Raw genomic sequence first — 18,939 nt, forward strand, 5'->3', positions numbered from 1 at the left:
TCAATTTTGTCTATTTTAATCTTAATCATACAGAAAGCCAAAAGTGGCTCAAAGTTATCATAATAAATTTCAGACAATAAAAAACCCAAGTTGCAATGCTTGGGTTTTTTATTAAGATCACCCTAATATATTAGGGTGATCTTGAATATGGCGTCCCTACGGGGATTCGAACCCCGGTTACCGCCGTGAAAGGGCGATGTCCTAGGCCTCTAGACGATAGGGACAAATGAGGCAAATACACAAGTAAAGCAAGACTTTTGGTGGAGTCAAGGAGGATCGAACTCCTGACCTCTACAATGCCATTGTAGCGCTCTACCAACTGAGCTATGACCCCAGTCTGTGTGAGCGCTATATTATGGATATAACGTTCACACGTCAACTAAAAATTTAATTAAGCTTCATCAACTGCATCATTTTTCGGCAATTTTAAGCTTTCATTAAGTTTTTCCCAGACTTTCAGCTCTTTTTTGCTTGGACCACCGACAATTTCCAGGGCATGACGCAGACGGGAAAAGGTCAGGTCCGGTCCAATCGTCACCATGGTTTGCATCACGGGCGTAGATGCAGTTGAACCGGCAATGGCAATAAAGAAAGCTGGCATAAAGTCACGCAACTTGATGCCCATCTGGTTGGCAAGATCCATCAAGGTTTGGCTGACCGTATCATTATTCCAAGTAAACAGGCTTTCCAGACGCCAAATTGCAAACTGCAAACTTTGACGTACCTGTTCTTCAGTCAGTTTTTTGCTTTCAAACTGTTCTTTATTTAGTGTCGGGAAATGGTTGAAATAATGCGCTGACCAGTTCACCGCTTCTGACAACAGGTTGATACGTGGTTGAATCGCAGCAGCAATTTCTTCTAACTTGGCACGATCAGCTTTCCAGGCCAGCAAGGTATCCAGAAGCTCGGCAGGAGAAAGTGCCTTAATCCACTGACCATTCAGCCAATTTAATTTTTCTACATCAAAGATCGGGCCGCCAAGAGAAACACGATTAATGTCAAAGTGTTCAATCATCTCAGCCAGCGTAAATTTTTCACGCTCATCTGGCATTGACCAGCCCATACGACCCAAGTAATTCAACAGGGCTTCTGGCAATACACCGATGTCTTTATAGTAGTTAATAGACGTCGGGTTTTTACGTTTAGACAGTTTTGATTTGTCCGGGTTACGCAGTAGTGGCATATGGCACAGCACTGGCATATCCCAACCAAAGTATTTGTAAAGCAACTGATGTTTAGGTGCAGAAGGAATCCATTCTTCACCGCGAATCACATGGGTGATTTGCATCAGATGATCATCGACCACGTTTGCCAAATGATAGGTTGGCAGCCCGTCTGTTTTTAACAGAATTTGCATGTCGACTTGCGCCCATGGAATTTCTACTTCACCACGCAACATATCATTGAAGGTACATACACCTTCAGTTGGCACTTTCATACGAATCACATGCGGTTCGCCAGCTGCCAGACGACGTGCGACTTCTTCTTTAGAGAGTTTCAAACCACGGCCATCGTAACGTGGTGATTCACCACGTGCCTGCTGTTCAGCACGCATTTCATCTAACTCTTGCGCAGTCGCAAAACAGTAGAAGGCATGACCTTTATCTACCAGCTCTTCAGCATATTTTTTATAGATGCTCATACGTTCTGACTGACGGTATGGCGCATGTGGACCACCAATATCCGGACCTTCAGACCAGTTCAGGCCTAACCAGCGCAAAGAATCCAAAATCATTTTCTCTGATTCAGGGGTAGAGCGCAGCTGATCAGTATCTTCAATACGAAGAATAAATTCACCGCCGTGCTGCTTGGCAAAGCACAGGTTAAACAAGGCAATATAGGCAGTTCCTACATGAGGAAAACCTGTAGGAGAAGGGGCAATACGAGTACGAACAGTCATAGTCGGATGGAATCTAAATATAAATTTCTGGCTATTATAACGAAAAAGCCACATCACTTAATGCTTAATTCAACATTGAATGATATGGCTTTAGATCAGAAACAGTTTTAAATGTTGCGAGCTGTCAGCTGATCATTAGGAATTGCTGCTAAAGAAAAAATTTTGCAGAAAACGAGTAAAACTCTGGTTTTGATCGGCAAAAAAGTTTTGTGATGGACGTACTTTAATTGCAGTCAAAACTTTCAGGTTTTCTTCAGGATGCAGAGATTTTTCAGTTTTTTGCTGCTGAATTGCCTTTACAATAGGAGATGACTTAGTCACTGTTACTGCTGGTTTAGAGGCAGCAGCTGTTAGTGCAGCCGGATTATTAACTAGCTCAGGGTGCGCAACAACAGCGTTGCTGAATTGTGCGGTAAATAAAATGGATAGGCTCAGGATGCCGGTCTTGAACGTTGCAAATTTCATGTCCAAACTCCCTCTCTTGTTGTGGTGCTGGATTTATAGTCTTAGGGTTTTTGTTGTGTTGAATACAATTCAATCACATTTAACCTCTAAAAAGTAGAACCAAGTCACAAAATTTACAAAAAAAATAAATATGACAATGGAAAATTGAGAAAAATCAGAGATCACCTCATAACGGCGCTATTTTTAGCACAGGACTATGAAGAGACTATGAAGATCATATCCTAAAGTAATCAATTGATAGGCGATAAGTATAAAAAATGCAGAGAATTGTCATTTATAAGATATCTAAAAATAAGAAAATCTTTAAAATTATTATTATAAGCATATGATTGTTAAATATATTTCAAGTTTATATAGTGTTTTTTAGATAAACAAAAGAGCTATTGTAATGAAAAAAATAATTGTATCTGCATTTTTCGCAGTGCTTTCGGGGACAAGTACACAGCTGGCAATAGCCAAAGATTTCCTGAATGTTTCCTACGATCCAACCCGTGAGTTCTATCAGGACTATAATGAAGAATTCGGCAAATTCTGGAAACAAAAAACCGGACAAACGGTTAACTTTAAGCAGTCACATGGGGGTTCAGGTAAACAGGCCCGGTCCGTAGTAGATGGTTTACAAGCCGATGTCGTTACCCTGGCACTGGCCAATGACATTGAAGAAATCGTCACTGCTGGTCTGATTCATAAAGGCTGGCAAAAAGAGTTTCCGAATAACTCAGCACCTTATACTTCGACTATTGTCTTCTTGGTGCGTAAGGGTAATCCAAAACAGATTAGAGACTGGAATGACCTAACCAAGCCAGGGGTCGAAATTATTACCCCAAATCCGAAAACCGGTGGCGCACCACGCTGGATTTATCTGTCTGCCTGGGGCTATGTGCTGAAACAGCCGGGTGGTAATGATATCCAGGCCAAAGAACTGGTGAAAAAATTATATGGCAATGTCAAAGTGCTGGATTCAGGTGCGCGTGGATCTTTAACCACTTTTGCTGAGCGTGGCATCGGTGACGTGTTGTTGTCTTGGGAAAATGAAGCCTTGCTGGCGACTCAAGGTTTAGGTAAAGACAAATACGAAATTGTTTATCCGTCTATCTCGATCTTGGCTGAACCATCGGTGGCGATTGTCGACAAAAGTGTCGCGAAAAATGGTAGTGCGAATCTGGCTAAAGGTTATTTGAACTACTTGTATTCACCGAAGGGACAGGAACTGGCAGCGAAATATTATTTCCGTCCGCGTGACCAAAAAGCGGCTGCAAAGTATGCAAAACAATTTCCAAAAATTCAAACCTTTACAATTAATAAAGTGTTTGGTGGTTGGGCTAAGGCACAGAGAACTCATTTCGTAAATGGTGCAATCTATGACCAGATTTCTGCTGAAAACCGCTAATTTGCCATGTTTTTCTAAATACTTGATAAGACGGCAAAACGGATAAATTGCTTATCCGTTTTTTTCATATTTAAAGAATAAAATGCTATAAAACCTGCATAGCTCTATATTGTTAAAATTTTTATTATATAAAACATGATATTAAAACAACAAATAACAGAATATTACCCTGTATACACTTTGTTTGCTGAATTGCGAAAAATAACTTTATTTCATATAGTTATATCAATACAAGATAATCCTCCCGTGCTCTCATGAAAACTCAGTTAAAATCAATATTTAGCGCTGCCTTATTGGCAATAGGTTTGACCTTTACCGCAACGGCTACGCAAGCAGCTGACCGTGATTTTTTAAATGTTTCCTATGATGCAACCCGCGAGTTCTATGACGAATTCAATAAATCTTTTGGTGCTTACTGGAAAAGCCGTACTGGTATTAATGTGAACTTTAAACAGTCGCATGGTGGTTCTGGTAAACAGGCACGTTCGGTTGTTGATGGTCTGAAAGGCGATGTTGTGACTCTGGCTTTAGCCAATGACATCGAAGAAATTGTAAAATCCGGTCAGATCAAAGCGGGTTGGCAAAAGGAATTCCCATATAACTCTGCACCGTATACCTCGACTATTGTATTTATGGTGCGTAAGGGTAACCCTAAAGGAATTAAAGACTGGAAAGATCTGACTAAACCGGGCGTGGAAATTATTACACCAAACCCGAAAACTGGTGGTCTGCCACGTTGGGTGTATTTGTCAGCTTGGGGTTATGCAGAAAAACAACCGGGTGGCAGCAAGGCCAAAGCTCAAGAGTTTGTGGGCAAGCTTTATAAAAACGTAAAAGTCATGGACTCAGCTGCACGTGCATCGATGACTACCTTTGCAGAGCGTAATATTGGTGATGTATTGCTGACCTGGGAAAATGAAGCTTTAGTGACGCAAAAGACATTGGGTAAAGAAAAGTTTGACATTATCTACCCATCTCTGACGATTCTGACTGAACCTTCTGTGGCAATTGTGGATCGTACTGTTGAGAAAAATGGCAATAAATGGTTGGCAACAGGCTATATCAATTATTTATATTCTCCACTCGGTCAGGAAATGGCAGCGAAACATTATTACCGCCCACGTAATCAGGAAGTTCTAGCGAAATACTCGAAGCAGTTCCCGAAAATTAAAACTTTTACCATTGATGAAGTATTCGGTGGCTGGGCCAATGCACAGAAAACTCATTTCGTGAATGGGGCGCTCTTTGATCAGATTTATAACTCAAAACGTTAATCTGTTGATTTAAAATTTAATTTTATAAATAAAGAAGCTTCCTCCAAGGAAGCTTTTTTATCGTTTGAGTAAAAATAAAAACGGTTTTCTCTATGGAAAATAATATTTATCTACAAAAAGTCGTTTGGAGCTTTAGCTAAACAGAGTGATAATGTGCAGTTAAATTTTTCGCCCTATTGATTGAGTTTTTATGTCCCATATTTCTGTATTGCTTCACGAAACCGTTGATGCCCTGGTGGCTGATCGAAATACGGGAATTTATGTGGATGGAACTTTCGGCCGTGGTGGCCATACGCGTCTTTTATTATCTAAATTAGATGAAAATGCCCGTGTTTATGCCTTTGATAAAGACCCCCAGGCACTTGAAACAGCTGCGATCCTGGAACAGGAAGATCCCCGGTTTAAAATTATTCATGCCAGCTTTGCTGACCTTAAAGAAGCACTTGCTGAGCATGGTATAGAAAGCGTGGATGGCGTGATGGCGGATTTAGGCGTGTCATCTCCACAGCTGGATCAGGCTGAACGTGGCTTTAGCTTTATGAAAGATGGTCCGCTGGATATGCGCATGGACAATTCACAAGGCCCGACCGCAGCTGAGTGGCTGGTGAATATTGAAGAAGAAGCTTTGGCCAATATCATTTTCCAGTATGGCGAAGAGCGATATAGCCGCCGGATTGCCAAAGCGATCAAGGCTGCCGGATATATTGATACGACAGCCAAGCTGGCAGAAATTGTCAAAGTGGCACACCCGAAATGGGAAAAAAATAAACATGCGGCAACCCGAACTTTCCAGGCAATTCGTATTGCTATTAATAAAGAATTAGAAGATATTGAAGTTTTCCTGCCACAAGCCGTTGAAGTACTTAAACCTCATGGTCGTTTGGCGGTTATTAGCTTCCATTCATTGGAAGACCGTTTAATTAAACAATTTATTCAAAAAGAATCTACCTTAGAGGAAGACTCGGGCTGGGGGATGCCGCAACAACGCAAGGATACACGTCGACTGAAAAAAGTATCACGTATCAAGGCAAGTGATGAGGAAGTGAAAGCCAATCCTCGTTCACGTAGTGCATGGCTCCGAGTTGCAGAACGTTTAGCTTAATAGGCAAATAATGAAAACTGAAGTGGTCGAAAGGAAGTTGAATCAGTCAGGGATGAAGAAAGCCATTACTTACGGCATTCTGTTGATGATGGTTTTCATCAGTGCTGTATTTGTGGTATTTCAAGTCTTTGAATATCGTCAGGATTATCGAAAACTGAGCAGCTATCTGCGTGAGCGTGATGATCTCAATGCAGAGTGGGGACGTTTGCTGATCGAGCAGCAGACCTTTGGTGCAACCGCCCAGATTGGAACACGTGCCGTGACCCAGCTCAGAATGTATTCTCCTCCTGTTTCACAGACCGTGGTGATTTCATTGCCACAAACTTCAGATGTAAAAAAATAAGGCTAGCGCTCAGACATGGTAGACAAGAAAACCAAGCAAGTGGCACGTAAAAAACAGTCCGTGACGACAAAAAATGCTTTAAGCGTTGATATTAGCCGTTTTTATATTATGTGGGCCGTGGTACTGCTGTGCTTTCTGGCTTTGATCGGGCGCGCTTTCTATGTACAGGTGATTAATAAAGAATTCCTGCAGAACAAGGCCAATGCCAAGATTTTAAGAACCGACAAAATTAAAGCCATGCGTGGTGTAATTTATGACCGTAATGGCGTGCCACTGGCGATCAGTACTCCAATTATGCGGATAGTGATTGATCCACGTGATTATTTTGATAATAAAAAACTCTATGATGAAACGATTCAGGCTTTGGAAAAGGATCCGAATAACCGCAAGCTGAAACGTCAGTTACCAGATAAAAACCTGAACCTGGATGAACTGGCTGATGCGGTGGGTATGGATCGTGCCGACCTGCGCCAGAAGATGGAAGCGCGTCCACGTTCCCGTTATCTGATTCTGAAAAAAGAAGTTCCGCCTCAACAGGCTGAGCTGATTATGAAGCGTAATTTCCAGGGTGTATACACCGAGAAAAACTATAAGCGTTACTATCCGCAGCCACAACCGAACTCCCAGATTATTGGCTTGACCAATAGTGAGAGCGTGGGGATTGAAGGCCTGGAAATGCAGCTGAATACCCGTCTGTCAGGTGTGGACGGCGAGCAGCAGATAGTACGTGATAAGAAGGGCAACCGCGTTAAAGACCCTGAAATTATTAAAGAAGTTGAAGCAGGAGAAAACATCACGCTTAGCATCGATTCACGTTTGCAGTACATTATGTATCGTGAACTGACTGCAGCAGGTGTTGCAAATAATGCCCGTTCTGCAACCGCAATCGCGGTGGATGTGAAGACTGGTGAAATTCTGGCGATGACTTCATGGCCAGCTTATAACCCGAATGATAAAAACGGATTATTGAACAAAGATGCGATGCGTAACCGCGGTGCGGTCGACTCTTTCGAGCCAGGTTCAACCATGAAGCCGCTGACTGTAGCGATGGCGCTGGAAAGTGGTAAATATACAGCCAATTCAGTGGTGAATACGACCCCGGGGAGTATGCGGGTCGGGAATCACACAATCCGGGATACCCACAATTATGGGCAATTAACCTTGGGTGGTATTATCCAGAAATCCTCTAACGTTGGTGTCGCCAAACTGGCGTTATCACTGCCTTATGAAACCTTGCCGACTTTCTATAAACGCCTTGGTTTTGGTCAGCGTTCTGCCGTGAAATTCCCGGGTGAAAGTGCCGGTCTGATTCTGCCACCTAGTAAATGGAACGTGTCTGAAGTGGCGACTATGTCTTATGGTTATGGTCTGAATGCGACGGTGCTACAACTGGCTGATGCCTATGCCATGCTGGCTAACAAGGGTGTAAAAGTCCCGCTAAGCCTGTACAAGTTAGAAGAACAGCCGAAAGGCGAGCAGATGATTGATCCGAAAATTGCAGACCAGGTTCTGCTGATGATGGAAACTGCAACCTTGCCAGGGGGTACCGCTACTCGTGCGACAGTGCCAGGTTATCGGGTTGCAGGTAAAACAGGGACTGCGCATAAATTGCGTGCTGACCGTAAAGGTTATTCGACCAATGAATACCGTGCTTTATTTGCCGGTGTGGCACCAGTCAGTGACCCACGTATTGCCATGGTGGTGGTGGTAGAAAACCCGCAAGGCACCTACTATGGTGGTACGGTATCTGCGCCGGTCTTTGCGCGTGTAATGCAAGAGTCTTTACGCTTGCTGAATGTCCCATTGGACAAACCTTTAGAATCTCCCCAAGTCCAGTAAACAGGTGATCAATGTCGATAACATTTCAAGATCTCTACGCCGTTCAAAATAGTGCTGAATGGATGCGACAATCCTTTCAGGGCTTTGAGCTGGATAGCCGAAAAGTAAAATTAGGGCAAATTTTTATTGCCCTGACCAGTCTGTCTCAACCTGAAAAAACTGTGGAATATGCGAAAAAAGCGCTATCTCTAGGAGCACTGGCAGTCATTTCTGAACAGGATCTCGGAATCTCTCCTGCATTAGTTTTGACAAATGTAAGGCATCTAATGGGGGAGTGGCAGAAACGTTATCTGCAAGCGACCCAGCCAGTACAGGCTGCACGTATTCTGGCCGTGACTGGAACCAATGGAAAAACCACCATTTCCCGTTTGGTCGCAGAACTCCTGATGCTGCAAGGCAAACCTTGCGCGGTGATGGGCACCACGGGCAATGGAATTTTGCCCAATCTGGAAGCCTCTTCGCATACCACACTGGATGCGCTGCAATTGCAAAATGCCCTACATGGTTATGCGCAAGCGGGCGCAGAATTTGCTTCGATTGAAGCCAGTTCGCATGGTCTTGAACAAGGCCGCTTAAATGGTTGTGATATTGAAATTGCAGCTTATAGCAACCTGAGCCGTGACCATCTGGATTATCACGGTACGTTGGAAGCTTATGCTGAGGCCAAGTCACGTTTATTCAAATTTGAATCTCTGAAAGTTGCAATCATTAATCTGGATGACGCACATGCTCAGGTGATGATTGAGGCGGCTCAGGCTAATCTAGCGCAGCCGAAAATTTTGACTTATTCATTGTCGCAAGCTGCTGACTATCAGGTACAGGATATTCAATATAGGATTTCTGGTGCAGAATTTAAACTGATCACTGCGCAGGGTACATTCACCGTACACAGTCCACTCTTGGGTCATTTCAATATTGAAAACCTGGTGGCGAGTCTGGTTGTTGCAGAACAGGCTGGTTTTGATTTAGCAAATTTGATTGAGACTGTGCCTAATCTAAAAGGCGCACCGGGTCGTATGCAGGTACTGCGTGATGGTGAGCGCTTGTTTGTAGTGGATTATGCCCATACGCCAGATGCTTTGACACAGGTATTGGTGACTTTAAAACGCCATGTCAATAACAAGCTCTGGGCGGTATTTGGCTGTGGTGGTGACCGTGATCGTGGTAAACGTCCATTGATGACACAAGCGGCTCTCAATGGTTCGGATATTGCGATTTTAACCTCTGACAATCCGCGTACTGAAAACCCGGAACAGATTTTTGCGGATATGAAGCAAGGTATCGATTTCGCTGGTAAAACTTATCAGGAAATTCATGACCGCCGTGAAGCGATCAAGTTTGTAGTGAAACATGCGCAAGCGGGTGATATTGTCGTGATTGCAGGCAAAGGGCATGAAAATTATCAGGAAATCGATGGCGTTCGCCATTGGTTTGATGATGTTGTCGAAGTACAGGCGGCCATTGATGCGCAGCACTGTAACTCTGATTCAGCATATCCAGCGCAGTAATAGGACGAATTTATGCATACTTCAACTACCAGTACTGTGCCTTTAGTACCTTGGACTGCAGCACAATTACAACAGGCGACTCAGGGTTACTGGCTGAATGACAAGCAGCCTGAAGGCGAAATTAAACGTATCCTGATGGATTCTCGTGATGCTGAAGCCGGTGATGCTTTTCTGGCTTTGAAAGGTGAACGCTTTGATGCACACGATTTCGTAGCGCAAGTTGCGGCAAACGGTTGCCAGATTGCCATTGTCGATCATCCGGTTGATGCTGAAATCTGCCAATTGGTTGTGGACGATACCCGTCAGGCGCTGGGTCATCTAGGTGCTTTCCGTCGTCAGCAAAATCCACAACTCAAAGTCATTGCCCTGACTGGCAGTAGCGGTAAAACCACTACCAAGGAAATGCTGGGTAGTATCTTGTCTCGTCTGGCACCAACTTTGGTGACGCGCGGTAACCTGAACAATGATCTCGGTGTGCCTGTGATGTTGCTGGAGCTGCGCCCAGAGCATCAATATGCAGTGATGGAACTGGGGGCCAGCCATCAGGGTGAAATTGACTATACTGCTGGTCTGGTACAGCCTCACGTGGCCGGTATTATTAACATCGGGACTGCACATCTGGGCGAATTTGGCGGCCGTGATGGGATTTGCCGTGCCAAGTCAGAAATTTATTCGCATATTTCTGAAACCTCTATTATTCCTGCAGCGGATGATTATGCCGAGCAGATCCGAGCTGCTGTGAAAACCGAAAAGACCTTAAGTTTTGGTCAGGGCGGAGAGGTCTACGCAACTGAAGTGGAATTACATCCGCAGTCTGCAAGCTTTATCTTGAATACACCTCAAGGTAATAAAACAGTAAACCTGCCATTTGCTGGTGAGCATAATGTGCAGAATGCAACTGCTGCTGCGGCCTTATCTTTAGCCCTTGGTATCAGCCTGGATGATATTGTGGCTGGCCTGGAAGAGGCAGTAGGTGCCAAAGGTCGTCTGAACTTCATCAAGCACAAAGAATTTTTGTTTATTGATGATACCTACAATGCCAACCCAAACTCGATGCGTGCTGCCGCTGACGTTTTAGCACAGCAGGAAGGTATCCGTGTCATGGTGATGGGTGATATTGGTGAGTTAGGTGCATCAGCTGCGATTGAGCATTATAAACTCGGTCGGGATCTGGTTTCGGTAAAAGGCCTGAACTTTGTGGTGGCTGTGGGTGAATTTGCACCTGCCGCACAAGAAGGTGCGCGTAGTACACAATATGGTAAGAAAATGCAGGCTTTCCTGAATCAGGAGCAGGCATTACCGTTTTTAATTGATTTGATTGAAACACATCAACCTCAGCCGATGTCATTCCTGTTTAAAGGGTCGCGTTTTACCCATATGGAAACATTGATGGCTGCATTGATGGAGAAACTCTAAATGCTGTTATGGCTATTTGAACAACTGGCGGGCTATGACAGCACGTTTCAGGTGGTTCGTTATTTAACATTACGTGCTTTGCTCAGTGTCTTGACGGCATTGACCATTGGTTTGGTGCTGGGCCCTGTGATGATTCGCAAATTACAGGCATTAAAATACGGTCAGGCGGTGAGCTCATTTGCACCGGAAAACCATGCCAAAAAAATGGGTACACCCACCATGGGTGGTGTGCTGATTCTGCTCTCAATTGGTATTTCGACCTTACTCTGGGCAGATTTATCGAACCCATACGTGTGGATTGTACTTGCGGTGATGGTGATTTTTGGTGCCGTTGGCTGGGCAGATGACTGGATCAAGATCCGTTATAAGGATAATGCCGGTTTGCCTGCACGCAAGAAGTTTTTCTGGACCTCTGTAGGTTCAATTGGTGCCGGTATTGCGCTTTATGTGATTGCACAGCAACAACCGAATCCGGTCGTGACAGCCAATATGCTGGATGTGCTGATTCCATTCTTTAAGGATCATACGATTCCACTCTCAATGATTCCACTCGGTATTGGTTTTATTATCTTTACTTATTTCGTGATTAATGGCGCATCGAATGCCGTTAACCTGACGGATGGTCTGGATGGTCTGGCGATCATGCCGATTGTACTGGTGGCTGCTGGTCTAGGTGTTTTTGCTTATCTTGCCGGTGATGTACGTTTTGCGAACTACCTGCATATTCCATATGTAAAATATTCATCTGAGCTAGTGGTGATCTGTGCCGCGATGATTGGTGCGGGTCTAGCATTCCTGTGGTACAACGCCCATCCTGCCCAGGTATTTATGGGCGATGTAGGAGCTTTATCATTAGGTGCGATGCTGGGTACGATTGCGGTGATGGTTCGTCAGGAAATCGTGTTTGCGATTATGGCGGGTGTATTTCTGGTTGAGGCAATTTCAGTATTCTTGCAGATCGGTTCATTAAGAATGCGCAATAAACGCGTATTCCTGATGGCACCCTTGCATCATCATTATGAAAAGAAAGGGTGGCGTGAAACTCAAGTGGTGATCCGTTTCTGGATTATCACGATTATGCTGGTAGTTTTGGGTCTAATGACTTTAAAATTACGCTAAGAAATGCATTTGAAAAAGTCGGCGCATGCCGGCTTTTTTGTTTTGGAGAAACTATAAAATGAACCTACTCATGTGTCCGGTATGTCGTGAGCAGTTACGTCTAAATGAACGGACCTGGCGCTGTGACAATCAGCATAGCTATGATGTCGCAAAGCAAGGCTATGTGAATTTGCATGTGGTTCAGCATAAACACAGTAAAAATCCGGGTGATACACCTGAATCAGTACAGGCGCGCCGCGCATTTTTAAGTGCAGGTCACTATGCTCCGTTGCAACAAGCAGTGGTACAAAAGATTCGTGAACTGCGTATTGAAAATCTGCTGGATATTGGCTGTGGGGAAGGGTATTACACTGATGCCATGCAACAGGAAGTACTGCAGTGTGTAGGCGTGGATATTGCCAAAAATGCGATTCAGGTAGCAGCGAAGCTGAATAAAGAGATTACTTGGGTAGTAGGTACAGGCGCAACTTTGCCTGTATTAGATGAATCAATAGATCTATGTACCAGCCTGTTTAGCCCGATTCCGAAACAGGAAATTCTGCGTGTACTCAAGCCGAAATCTTATTTAATGGTTGTGACTCCTGCACCACAGCATTTGTATGCCATGCGCGAAGCCTTATTTGAGGAAGTTAAACCGCATGAACCACAAAAGTTTGTCGAGCAGTTGCAAGATGCATTTGATTTGGTGAGTGAACAGATTGTTGAAGCGCCTATGAATTTGCCACAAGCAGACTTGAAAAACCTGATTGCGATGACGCCATATGCTTATAAGGCTAAACCGGAACGCCGTCTGGCACTTGAACAGCAAGAACAATTTGAATTAATGGCACAATACCAGATTTATCTTTTTCAAAAGAAATAATACCGATCATTATTCTAAATAATATAAAGCCCTCATTTGAGGGCTTTTTATTTGACTGCTTAATCGGGAAAGTTACTGAACCTGTTCAATCAGACTATCAAGAGAATCTGTTTTCTTTGGCTGCAATGGTTGTTCCTGCGTTGCTGGTGTTTCACCAGGTACAGTCAATTCTTCACCCGGTAGATCTTCAAAATCATTTTGCTCACGTCTAGGTATAACGACTGGGGCTGGACGATACAGTGGAGTGGCCATTGGTGGAGAAGAGTGGTCTTCTTGTACTTCTTCTAAATCCTGATTGATGACTTTAGTACGATTAACTGGGGCTTTGGCTTTACGATCCAGACGCACCCAGGATTCTGGTGTACCTTTTAGCGCATTGGCCATAAAGTCGGTCCAGATTGGCAGGGCAGCTACACCGCCATACTCACGGCGACCTAAAGTTGTTGGCTGGTCAAAGCCGACCCAGGCTACTGTTACCAGCTTACCATTAAAGCCAGCAAACCAGGCATCCTTGGCATCGTTAGTAGTACCTGTCTTTCCCCCCAGGTCACTACGCCCAATGCGTAAAGCTGCACGGCCAGTACCGTGCTGGATTACATCACGTAAAATATTAGCCATTTCGTAGGCAGAGCTGGATTTAAGAATACGCTGTGCCTGACGGTAATTGCTATGTTCAGCCGAAACTTTCGGTGCTACTGCTTTGGTTTCCAGTGAGCGGTTATTCATTTCGATCACTTCATCATCTGGCGTCACCACGTCAGCAGATGCAATCGTTTGTTCTTCCTGATTAATACAGGAAATGCAGGCATATTCAGGTTTTGCTTCAAAAATCGTCTTGCCATAAGCATCTTCAATACGGCTGATGAAATGCGGCTGGATACGGTAACCGCCATTGGCGAAGGTGGCATAACCGGTTGCCATCTGAATAGGCAGTACTTGCGGCGTACCAAGGGCAATGGTGTAGTTGCGTGGAATCTGTTTGTCTTCCAGACCAAAATCCATCAATAATTGTCGGGTGCGCTCAATCCCCACCGTTTGTAGCAGGCGCACAGAAACGGTATTACGTGAAAGGTATAAGGCACGACGTAAAGGAATCATGCCCAGATAACGACCATCTGAGTTTCGGGGAGTCCATTTACCAATCGTAATCGGCGCATCATTGACCATGGTATGCGGACTCATGCCGCGTTCCAATGCCAGTGCATAAACAAAAGGCTTGATGGTCGAACCCGGCTGACGCCAGCCTTGAATGGCACGGTTAAAAGTCGATTGATAAAAATTATAGCCACCCACCACTGCTTCAATGGCACCATTATTTGGATTGATGGCAATCAGCTGACCTTGAACTTTAGGAATCTGTACCAGTGCCCAGGAAGTTTTTTGTGCATTAGGACGTAAACGGACAATATCTTTCAGTTTAACAATATCCGCCGCACGCTTGGGTGCAGCGCCAACACTATTGGCGTTTCGGTAACGGCGCGCCCATGACATTCCTGACCAGGGAACGGTGACGGTGGTGCCATCCTGCATTAAGGCTTCAAAACTATTTTGGTTGATTTTAGTGACTTGAGCAGGGTAGGTATTGGCAAAAGGCTGGAATTTTTTTAAGGGTTGATCATTTGCTTCAGCACCGCGCCAGCCATGACGTCGGTCATAAGCTTCAAGGCCTTCTTGTACGGATTGCTCAGCATACGCCTGACGTTGACTATTAATCGTGGTATAGACTTTATAGCCAGAATCGATAGCCTGTGCACCAAAATTCTGGATCAGTTCAGAACGAACCATCTCTCCAACATAGGGAAACTTATTGCGAGTGCTACGATCCGGCATATCCAGATTGATTGGTTCCGCAATCGCTTGCTGATACTGTGTCTGATTCAGATAACCAAGCTGCAGCATACGTCCCAGAATCCAGTTACGACGTTCAAGAGCACGTTTAGGATTGGCGACCGGATTGTACTTGGAAGGAGCTTTCGGCAAACCGGCAATCATTGCCATCTGGGCAAGAGAAAGTTCTTCCAGGCTTTTGTTGTAATAGATTTTAGCCGCTGCTGCGATGCCATAAGCATTTTTACCCAAGAAAATCTTATTCACATAGAGGGTTAAAATTTCTTCTTTAGTCAGGTTTTGCTCAATTTTACGTGCCAGGAAAATTTCAGTCAGTTTGCGCTTCAGTGTTCGTTCTGGACTGAGATAATAGTTTTTTGCCACCTGCATAGTGATGGTCGAACCACCGGTCTGTACATCGGAACCCGTGACGCTTTCACTTAATGCCCGGCCCAAGCCTTTAAAACTGATGCCACTATGTTCGAAAAAGCTGGAATCTTCCGCAGCGAGGAAGGCATGAATAAATTCTGGTGGAATCTGATCATATTCCACAGGCACAGAAAGTTTGCCGCCATATTCTGCAATCAACTCTTGATCGGAACTAAATACTTGTAAAGGCTTAAGTAAAGGAGCCTTTTTAAGGATAGACATTTCAGGCAAAGATGGAGCAATATAAAGGTACATGCCATAAAAGCCCATCGGAATTGAGATCATAATTATGATAATGATCAAAAAAAATGGATGAACAAGGCCTGAACTGGATAGCTTTTTCATAACAAGTAAGTTTTAATAAGAGCTAATGGCAAACTAAGTGAGCGGTCAGTATATCCTTTAGATATACATAATGTTAGATGACTTATTGTATCTAGATAAAATTATTAGACCGATTATACCTAGTAGGCTACTTTATTTTTGGGGATAAAAAAATAATAGGAATGATATTGTGCGCAGGTTATATCGTAAGCCAAACAAGGGGTTAATAGGCGTCGACATCAGCTCGACTTCTGTTAAAGTTTTGGAACTCTCTATGAAAAGCGGACGGTACTGGGTAGAAAGCTATGCTTTGGTCCCATTACCAGAAGGTAGTGTTGTTGAAAAAAACATCTTAAATCCAGAAGCCGTCGGTGATGCTTTGGCTCGTGCTATTAACTTGGCCAATACCCAATCTAACCAGGCTGCATTTGCGATTCCTACGTCTATGGCGATCACCAAAACGATCGAAATGGATGCAGATATGACAAGTGATGAACGCGAAGTTCAAATTCGTGAAGATGCCGAACAATACATTCCATTCCCACTCGATGAAGCCAGCATTGACTTTGAAGTCTTGCCTGATCGATTGTCTAATCCAAATCGTGTCAATGTTCTGTTGGTCGCAACCCGTATTGAAAATGTCGAAGCCCGGTCTGAAGTACTGCAAATCGCGGGGATCACACCCAAGATTGCAGATGTAGAAAGCTTTGCATTGGAAAATGCTTTCAGGGTGTTTGCCGATACTTTACCAATGGGCGTAAATACTGTCGGTATTCTGGATATTGGTCATAGCATGACAACTCTATCAGTCATGCGGAACAACAAGATTATTTATACTCGTGAGCAGGTGTTTGGGGGCAAGCAGCTGACTCAGGAAATCCAGAATCGTTATGGTCTGTCTTTTGAAGAAGCGGGACGCGCCAAGAAAACACGTGCATTGCCAGATGACTATGATATTGAAGTCTTGGAGCCATTCTTGGATGCTGTGGTGCAACAGGCAGCTCGTTCATTGCAGTTTTTCTTCTCATCTTCTCAGTTTAATGAAATTGACCATATCCTGTTGGCAGGAGGGAATGCCAATATTCCGGGTCTGGCAAAATTATTACAGCAAAAGCTTGGTTACCGTGTCACGATCGCGAATCCATTTTTACAAATGGGCTTTTCTCCTCAAATTGATATTAAAAAAATTGAAAATGACGCGTCCTCACTCATGGTTGCATGTGGTTTGGCATTGAGGAGTTTTGATTAATGGCAAAAATTAACTTACTTCCTTGGCGTGATGAGCTCAGGATAAAAAGAAATAACGAATTTGTCGCATATTGCGTCGGGGCCTTGTTGCTAGGGGTAACAGCAGCTGGAGGAAGCTGGTTCTACTATGATCAAAAATTACAGGATCAAGAACAAGCCAACCAACTCATCATCAGTACCAATCAGAATCTGGATGTACAGCTAAAATCTCTGGAAGGTTTACAGGAACAGCGTAATGCGATTGTGGAACGCATGAAACTGATTCAAGGTTTACAAACCCAGCGTCCAATTGCCGTACATCTTATTGACGAGATTGTACGTGTAACCCCAAGTGATATGTATATCACCAAGTTTGACCGTGTCGGTGATAAGTTCACCATTGAAGGTAAAGCAGCAAGTCCAAATACGGTTGCAGAATTATTGCGTAATCTCGAAGCTTCTACCTGGTACCGTAATGCTTTCATGAATGCATTCCTAGTGGCGGAAGAGAATAAGGACAAGGCGCCAAGCTCTGTTATTCCACGTGTTGAAGAATCTTATGGCACATTTACAGTGACAGTGGATCTGGACCAGATTGCTCAACCGGTGCTTTCAGAACAACAGCCGCAAGCAGCTGCAGCAGCAGGAGGGGCGACATCATGAGCGAACAATTTGATGAATTAGGTCAGGAAGCTGTTGTTGTACCAAAAAATAAAATGACGGTAGAAAAGTTTTTTCAGCAATTTAATACCCTCGATCCAAATAACTATGGTAGCTGGCCACTGGCTGTAAAGATTACCTGCTGGGTATTTATTGTTTTCCTGGTTTTGATGCTGGCTTATTTCGGTCTGATTCGAGGCAAGATTGAATCAATTACTCAGGCCAATGCACAAGAACAGAATCTGTTAAATGAATTTCGTGAGAAAGATTCCAAACTGCGTAATTTGCAACAATACCAACAGCAACTTCAGGATATGGAAGCAAGCTTTAACCAGCAGCTTGAACAGTTACCAAAGGAAACTGAAATCCCAGGCCTGGTTGAAGATATTAATTTGAGTGGTGTCAATGCCGGACTGAAGTTTAAGAATATCCGTCTTGAACCTGAAGTAAAGCAAGAGTTCTTTATTGAACAGCCAATTTCTATTGAAGCAACGGGTGATTATCATGCCTTTGGTTCATTTGTCAGCGGTATTGCAGGATTGTCTCGTATCGTGACGCTACACGATTTTACGATTACGGGTACTGAAAATAAAGAGAAGAAAACAGATATCCCGGTTGTAGATTATACCTTGAAGGCAAAAACCTATCGTTATGTCGGTAGTGCGAACTCAGCATCGGCAGATACAACAGCTGCGAATAGTCAGGGGGCACAGTAATGAAGATGATCAAAATTGCTTCAGCACTTACTGCCGGATTAATCCTGGCAGGTTGTGAATCACGTATTGATGTGGTGAATCAGGAAATGGCCAATATCCGCAATCAACCCGCATTGCCCATTGAGCCAGCACCCGATTTTGCTCCGGTTGAAACTTTTAGTTATGCAGCACATCAGCTAAAAAGTCCTTTCTTGCCAAGTTCATTGGCAGCAGAACTGAAGATTATGGCAGGGAAACGGGTTTATCCAAACCTATCACGTCAATTGCAACCTTTAGAAAGTTATCCGCTTGAAACTTTGACCATGAAAGGAAGTCTCAAAAACCAGGCTGGACAGATTATGGCTTTAATTAATACGCCAGATGGGGAAATTGAACGTGTACAGCGTGGCAGTTATATGGGACTTAATCATGGTCGGGTGATCCATATCACACCGACACAAATTGATCTGATCGAGATTATTCCAGATGGACGCGATGGCTATGTGGAACGCCCTCGCAGTATGGTCCTGATTGGGCCTGCGCCATAAGTTAAAGGGAA

Annotated in this window: 16 protein-coding genes and 2 tRNA genes; 13 read left to right on the forward strand and 5 right to left on the reverse strand. The window is 44.0% G+C overall.

From position 1 onward, the window contains the following. Positions 1 to 148: 148 nt before the first annotated feature. The 4 genes from C3420_RS00515 to C3420_RS00530 all read right to left on the reverse strand — a co-directional run bounded on the left by C3420_RS00515 (position 149) and on the right by C3420_RS00530 (position 2,365). A tRNA-Glu gene (locus C3420_RS00515) sits at positions 149 to 224 on the reverse strand. 34 nt (positions 225 to 258) lie between these two features. Further along, positions 259 to 334 (reverse strand) — tRNA-Ala (locus C3420_RS00520). A 57-nt stretch (positions 335 to 391) separates the two neighbouring features. Continuing rightward, positions 392 to 1,900: a glutamate--tRNA ligase gene (gene gltX, locus C3420_RS00525; RefSeq protein ID WP_103799988.1), complete on the reverse strand. Its 1,509-nt coding sequence runs from the start codon at positions 1,898 to 1,900 to the stop codon at positions 392 to 394. Positions 1,901 to 2,035: 135 nt separating this feature from the next. Then, positions 2,036 to 2,365, reverse strand: coding sequence for a hypothetical protein (locus C3420_RS00530; RefSeq protein WP_004810034.1), 330 nt, complete (start codon positions 2,363 to 2,365; stop codon positions 2,036 to 2,038). Positions 2,366 to 2,753: 388 nt separating this feature from the next. On the opposite strand from C3420_RS00530, the gene C3420_RS00535 reads away from it, so the two are divergent. From C3420_RS00535 to C3420_RS00575, 9 genes are all read left to right on the forward strand, one after another. After that, positions 2,754 to 3,755: a sulfate ABC transporter substrate-binding protein gene (locus tag C3420_RS00535; RefSeq protein WP_103800500.1), complete on the forward strand. Its 1,002-nt coding sequence runs from the start codon at positions 2,754 to 2,756 to the stop codon at positions 3,753 to 3,755. Between the two features lie 254 nt (positions 3,756 to 4,009). Beyond that, complete coding sequence (locus C3420_RS00540) at positions 4,010 to 5,029, forward strand: sulfate ABC transporter substrate-binding protein (RefSeq protein ID WP_103800499.1); 1,020 nt, start codon at positions 4,010 to 4,012, stop codon at positions 5,027 to 5,029. A 190-nt stretch (positions 5,030 to 5,219) separates the two neighbouring features. Continuing rightward, on the forward strand, positions 5,220 to 6,131 hold the full coding sequence (rsmH, locus tag C3420_RS00545) for a 16S rRNA (cytosine(1402)-N(4))-methyltransferase RsmH (RefSeq protein WP_004896284.1): 912 nt from the start codon (positions 5,220 to 5,222) through the stop codon (positions 6,129 to 6,131). Between the two features lie 10 nt (positions 6,132 to 6,141). Beyond that, complete coding sequence (locus C3420_RS00550) at positions 6,142 to 6,474, forward strand: cell division protein FtsL (RefSeq protein WP_004810026.1); 333 nt, start codon at positions 6,142 to 6,144, stop codon at positions 6,472 to 6,474. 15 nt (positions 6,475 to 6,489) lie between these two features. Next, positions 6,490 to 8,313, forward strand: coding sequence for a penicillin-binding protein PBP3 (gene ftsI, locus C3420_RS00555; RefSeq protein WP_103800498.1), 1,824 nt, complete (start codon positions 6,490 to 6,492; stop codon positions 8,311 to 8,313). 11 nt (positions 8,314 to 8,324) lie between these two features. Continuing rightward, positions 8,325 to 9,821, forward strand: coding sequence for a UDP-N-acetylmuramoyl-L-alanyl-D-glutamate--2,6-diaminopimelate ligase (locus tag C3420_RS00560; protein ID WP_103800497.1), 1,497 nt, complete (start codon positions 8,325 to 8,327; stop codon positions 9,819 to 9,821). Positions 9,822 to 9,833: 12 nt separating this feature from the next. Further along, positions 9,834 to 11,237 carry a UDP-N-acetylmuramoyl-tripeptide--D-alanyl-D-alanine ligase gene (locus C3420_RS00565; protein ID WP_103800496.1) on the forward strand — a complete coding sequence of 468 codons (1,404 nt, stop codon included), beginning with the start codon at positions 9,834 to 9,836 and terminating at the stop codon, positions 11,235 to 11,237. Next, positions 11,238 to 12,356 carry a phospho-N-acetylmuramoyl-pentapeptide-transferase gene (mraY, locus tag C3420_RS00570; protein ID WP_048881757.1) on the forward strand — a complete coding sequence of 373 codons (1,119 nt, stop codon included), beginning with the start codon at positions 11,238 to 11,240 and terminating at the stop codon, positions 12,354 to 12,356. It begins immediately after the preceding gene. A 58-nt stretch (positions 12,357 to 12,414) separates the two neighbouring features. Further along, on the forward strand, positions 12,415 to 13,218 hold the full coding sequence (locus tag C3420_RS00575; protein WP_103800495.1) for a putative RNA methyltransferase: 804 nt from the start codon (positions 12,415 to 12,417) through the stop codon (positions 13,216 to 13,218). Between the two features lie 72 nt (positions 13,219 to 13,290). Here the strand turns inward: C3420_RS00575 and ponA are convergent, their stop codons facing one another. After that, positions 13,291 to 15,819 (reverse strand): penicillin-binding protein PBP1a, encoded by a 2,529-nt coding sequence (gene ponA / locus C3420_RS00580; protein WP_103800494.1) that lies wholly within the window; start codon positions 15,817 to 15,819, stop codon positions 13,291 to 13,293. Positions 15,820 to 15,988: 169 nt separating this feature from the next. Here ponA and C3420_RS00585 point away from each other — a divergent pair, with 169 nt between their 5' ends. Genes C3420_RS00585 through C3420_RS00600 form a run of 4 tightly spaced genes read left to right on the forward strand, consistent with a single transcriptional unit; the run spans position 15,989 to position 18,928 of the window. Next, on the forward strand, positions 15,989 to 17,047 hold the full coding sequence (locus C3420_RS00585; RefSeq protein WP_004810013.1) for a pilus assembly protein PilM: 1,059 nt from the start codon (positions 15,989 to 15,991) through the stop codon (positions 17,045 to 17,047). Beyond that, positions 17,047 to 17,688, forward strand: coding sequence for a PilN domain-containing protein (locus tag C3420_RS00590; RefSeq protein WP_004810012.1), 642 nt, complete (start codon positions 17,047 to 17,049; stop codon positions 17,686 to 17,688). Before C3420_RS00585 ends, C3420_RS00590 begins: the two co-directional genes overlap by 1 nt. Further along, the gene (locus C3420_RS00595; RefSeq protein ID WP_026056744.1) at positions 17,682 to 18,401 is read left to right on the forward strand and encodes a type 4a pilus biogenesis protein PilO; all 720 of its coding nucleotides are present in this window, start codon (positions 17,682 to 17,684) and stop codon (positions 18,399 to 18,401) included. The genes C3420_RS00590 and C3420_RS00595 overlap by 7 nt, the downstream gene beginning before the upstream one ends. Beyond that, positions 18,401 to 18,928, forward strand: coding sequence for a pilus assembly protein PilP (locus C3420_RS00600; RefSeq protein WP_004810006.1), 528 nt, complete (start codon positions 18,401 to 18,403; stop codon positions 18,926 to 18,928). Before C3420_RS00595 ends, C3420_RS00600 begins: the two co-directional genes overlap by 1 nt. The last annotated feature ends 11 nt before the right edge of the window (positions 18,929 to 18,939 follow it).

Source organism: Acinetobacter sp. ACNIH3, from assembly GCF_002918965.1.
In the GTDB taxonomy this organism is placed as follows: domain Bacteria; phylum Pseudomonadota; class Gammaproteobacteria; order Pseudomonadales; family Moraxellaceae; genus Acinetobacter; species Acinetobacter schindleri.

Excerpts from the sequence above, each read along its gene's own strand:
- gltX (WP_103799988.1), bottom strand. The coding sequence starts at position 1,900 with ATGACTGTTCGTACTCGTATTGCCCCTTCTCCTACAGGTTTTCCTCAT.
- C3420_RS00530 (WP_004810034.1), bottom strand. The coding sequence starts at position 2,365 with ATGAAATTTGCAACGTTCAAGACCGGCATCCTGAGCCTATCCATTTTA.
- C3420_RS00535 (WP_103800500.1), top strand. The coding sequence starts at position 2,754 with ATGAAAAAAATAATTGTATCTGCATTTTTCGCAGTGCTTTCGGGGACA.
- C3420_RS00540 (WP_103800499.1), top strand. The coding sequence starts at position 4,010 with ATGAAAACTCAGTTAAAATCAATATTTAGCGCTGCCTTATTGGCAATA.
- rsmH (WP_004896284.1), top strand. The coding sequence starts at position 5,220 with ATGTCCCATATTTCTGTATTGCTTCACGAAACCGTTGATGCCCTGGTG.
- C3420_RS00550 (WP_004810026.1), top strand. The coding sequence starts at position 6,142 with ATGAAAACTGAAGTGGTCGAAAGGAAGTTGAATCAGTCAGGGATGAAG.
- ftsI (WP_103800498.1), top strand. The coding sequence starts at position 6,490 with ATGGTAGACAAGAAAACCAAGCAAGTGGCACGTAAAAAACAGTCCGTG.
- C3420_RS00560 (WP_103800497.1), top strand. The coding sequence starts at position 8,325 with ATGTCGATAACATTTCAAGATCTCTACGCCGTTCAAAATAGTGCTGAA.
- C3420_RS00565 (WP_103800496.1), top strand. The coding sequence starts at position 9,834 with ATGCATACTTCAACTACCAGTACTGTGCCTTTAGTACCTTGGACTGCA.
- mraY (WP_048881757.1), top strand. The coding sequence starts at position 11,238 with ATGCTGTTATGGCTATTTGAACAACTGGCGGGCTATGACAGCACGTTT.
- C3420_RS00575 (WP_103800495.1), top strand. The coding sequence starts at position 12,415 with ATGAACCTACTCATGTGTCCGGTATGTCGTGAGCAGTTACGTCTAAAT.
- ponA (WP_103800494.1), bottom strand. The coding sequence starts at position 15,819 with ATGAAAAAGCTATCCAGTTCAGGCCTTGTTCATCCATTTTTTTTGATC.
- C3420_RS00590 (WP_004810012.1), top strand. The coding sequence starts at position 17,047 with ATGGCAAAAATTAACTTACTTCCTTGGCGTGATGAGCTCAGGATAAAA.
- C3420_RS00600 (WP_004810006.1), top strand. The coding sequence starts at position 18,401 with ATGAAGATGATCAAAATTGCTTCAGCACTTACTGCCGGATTAATCCTG.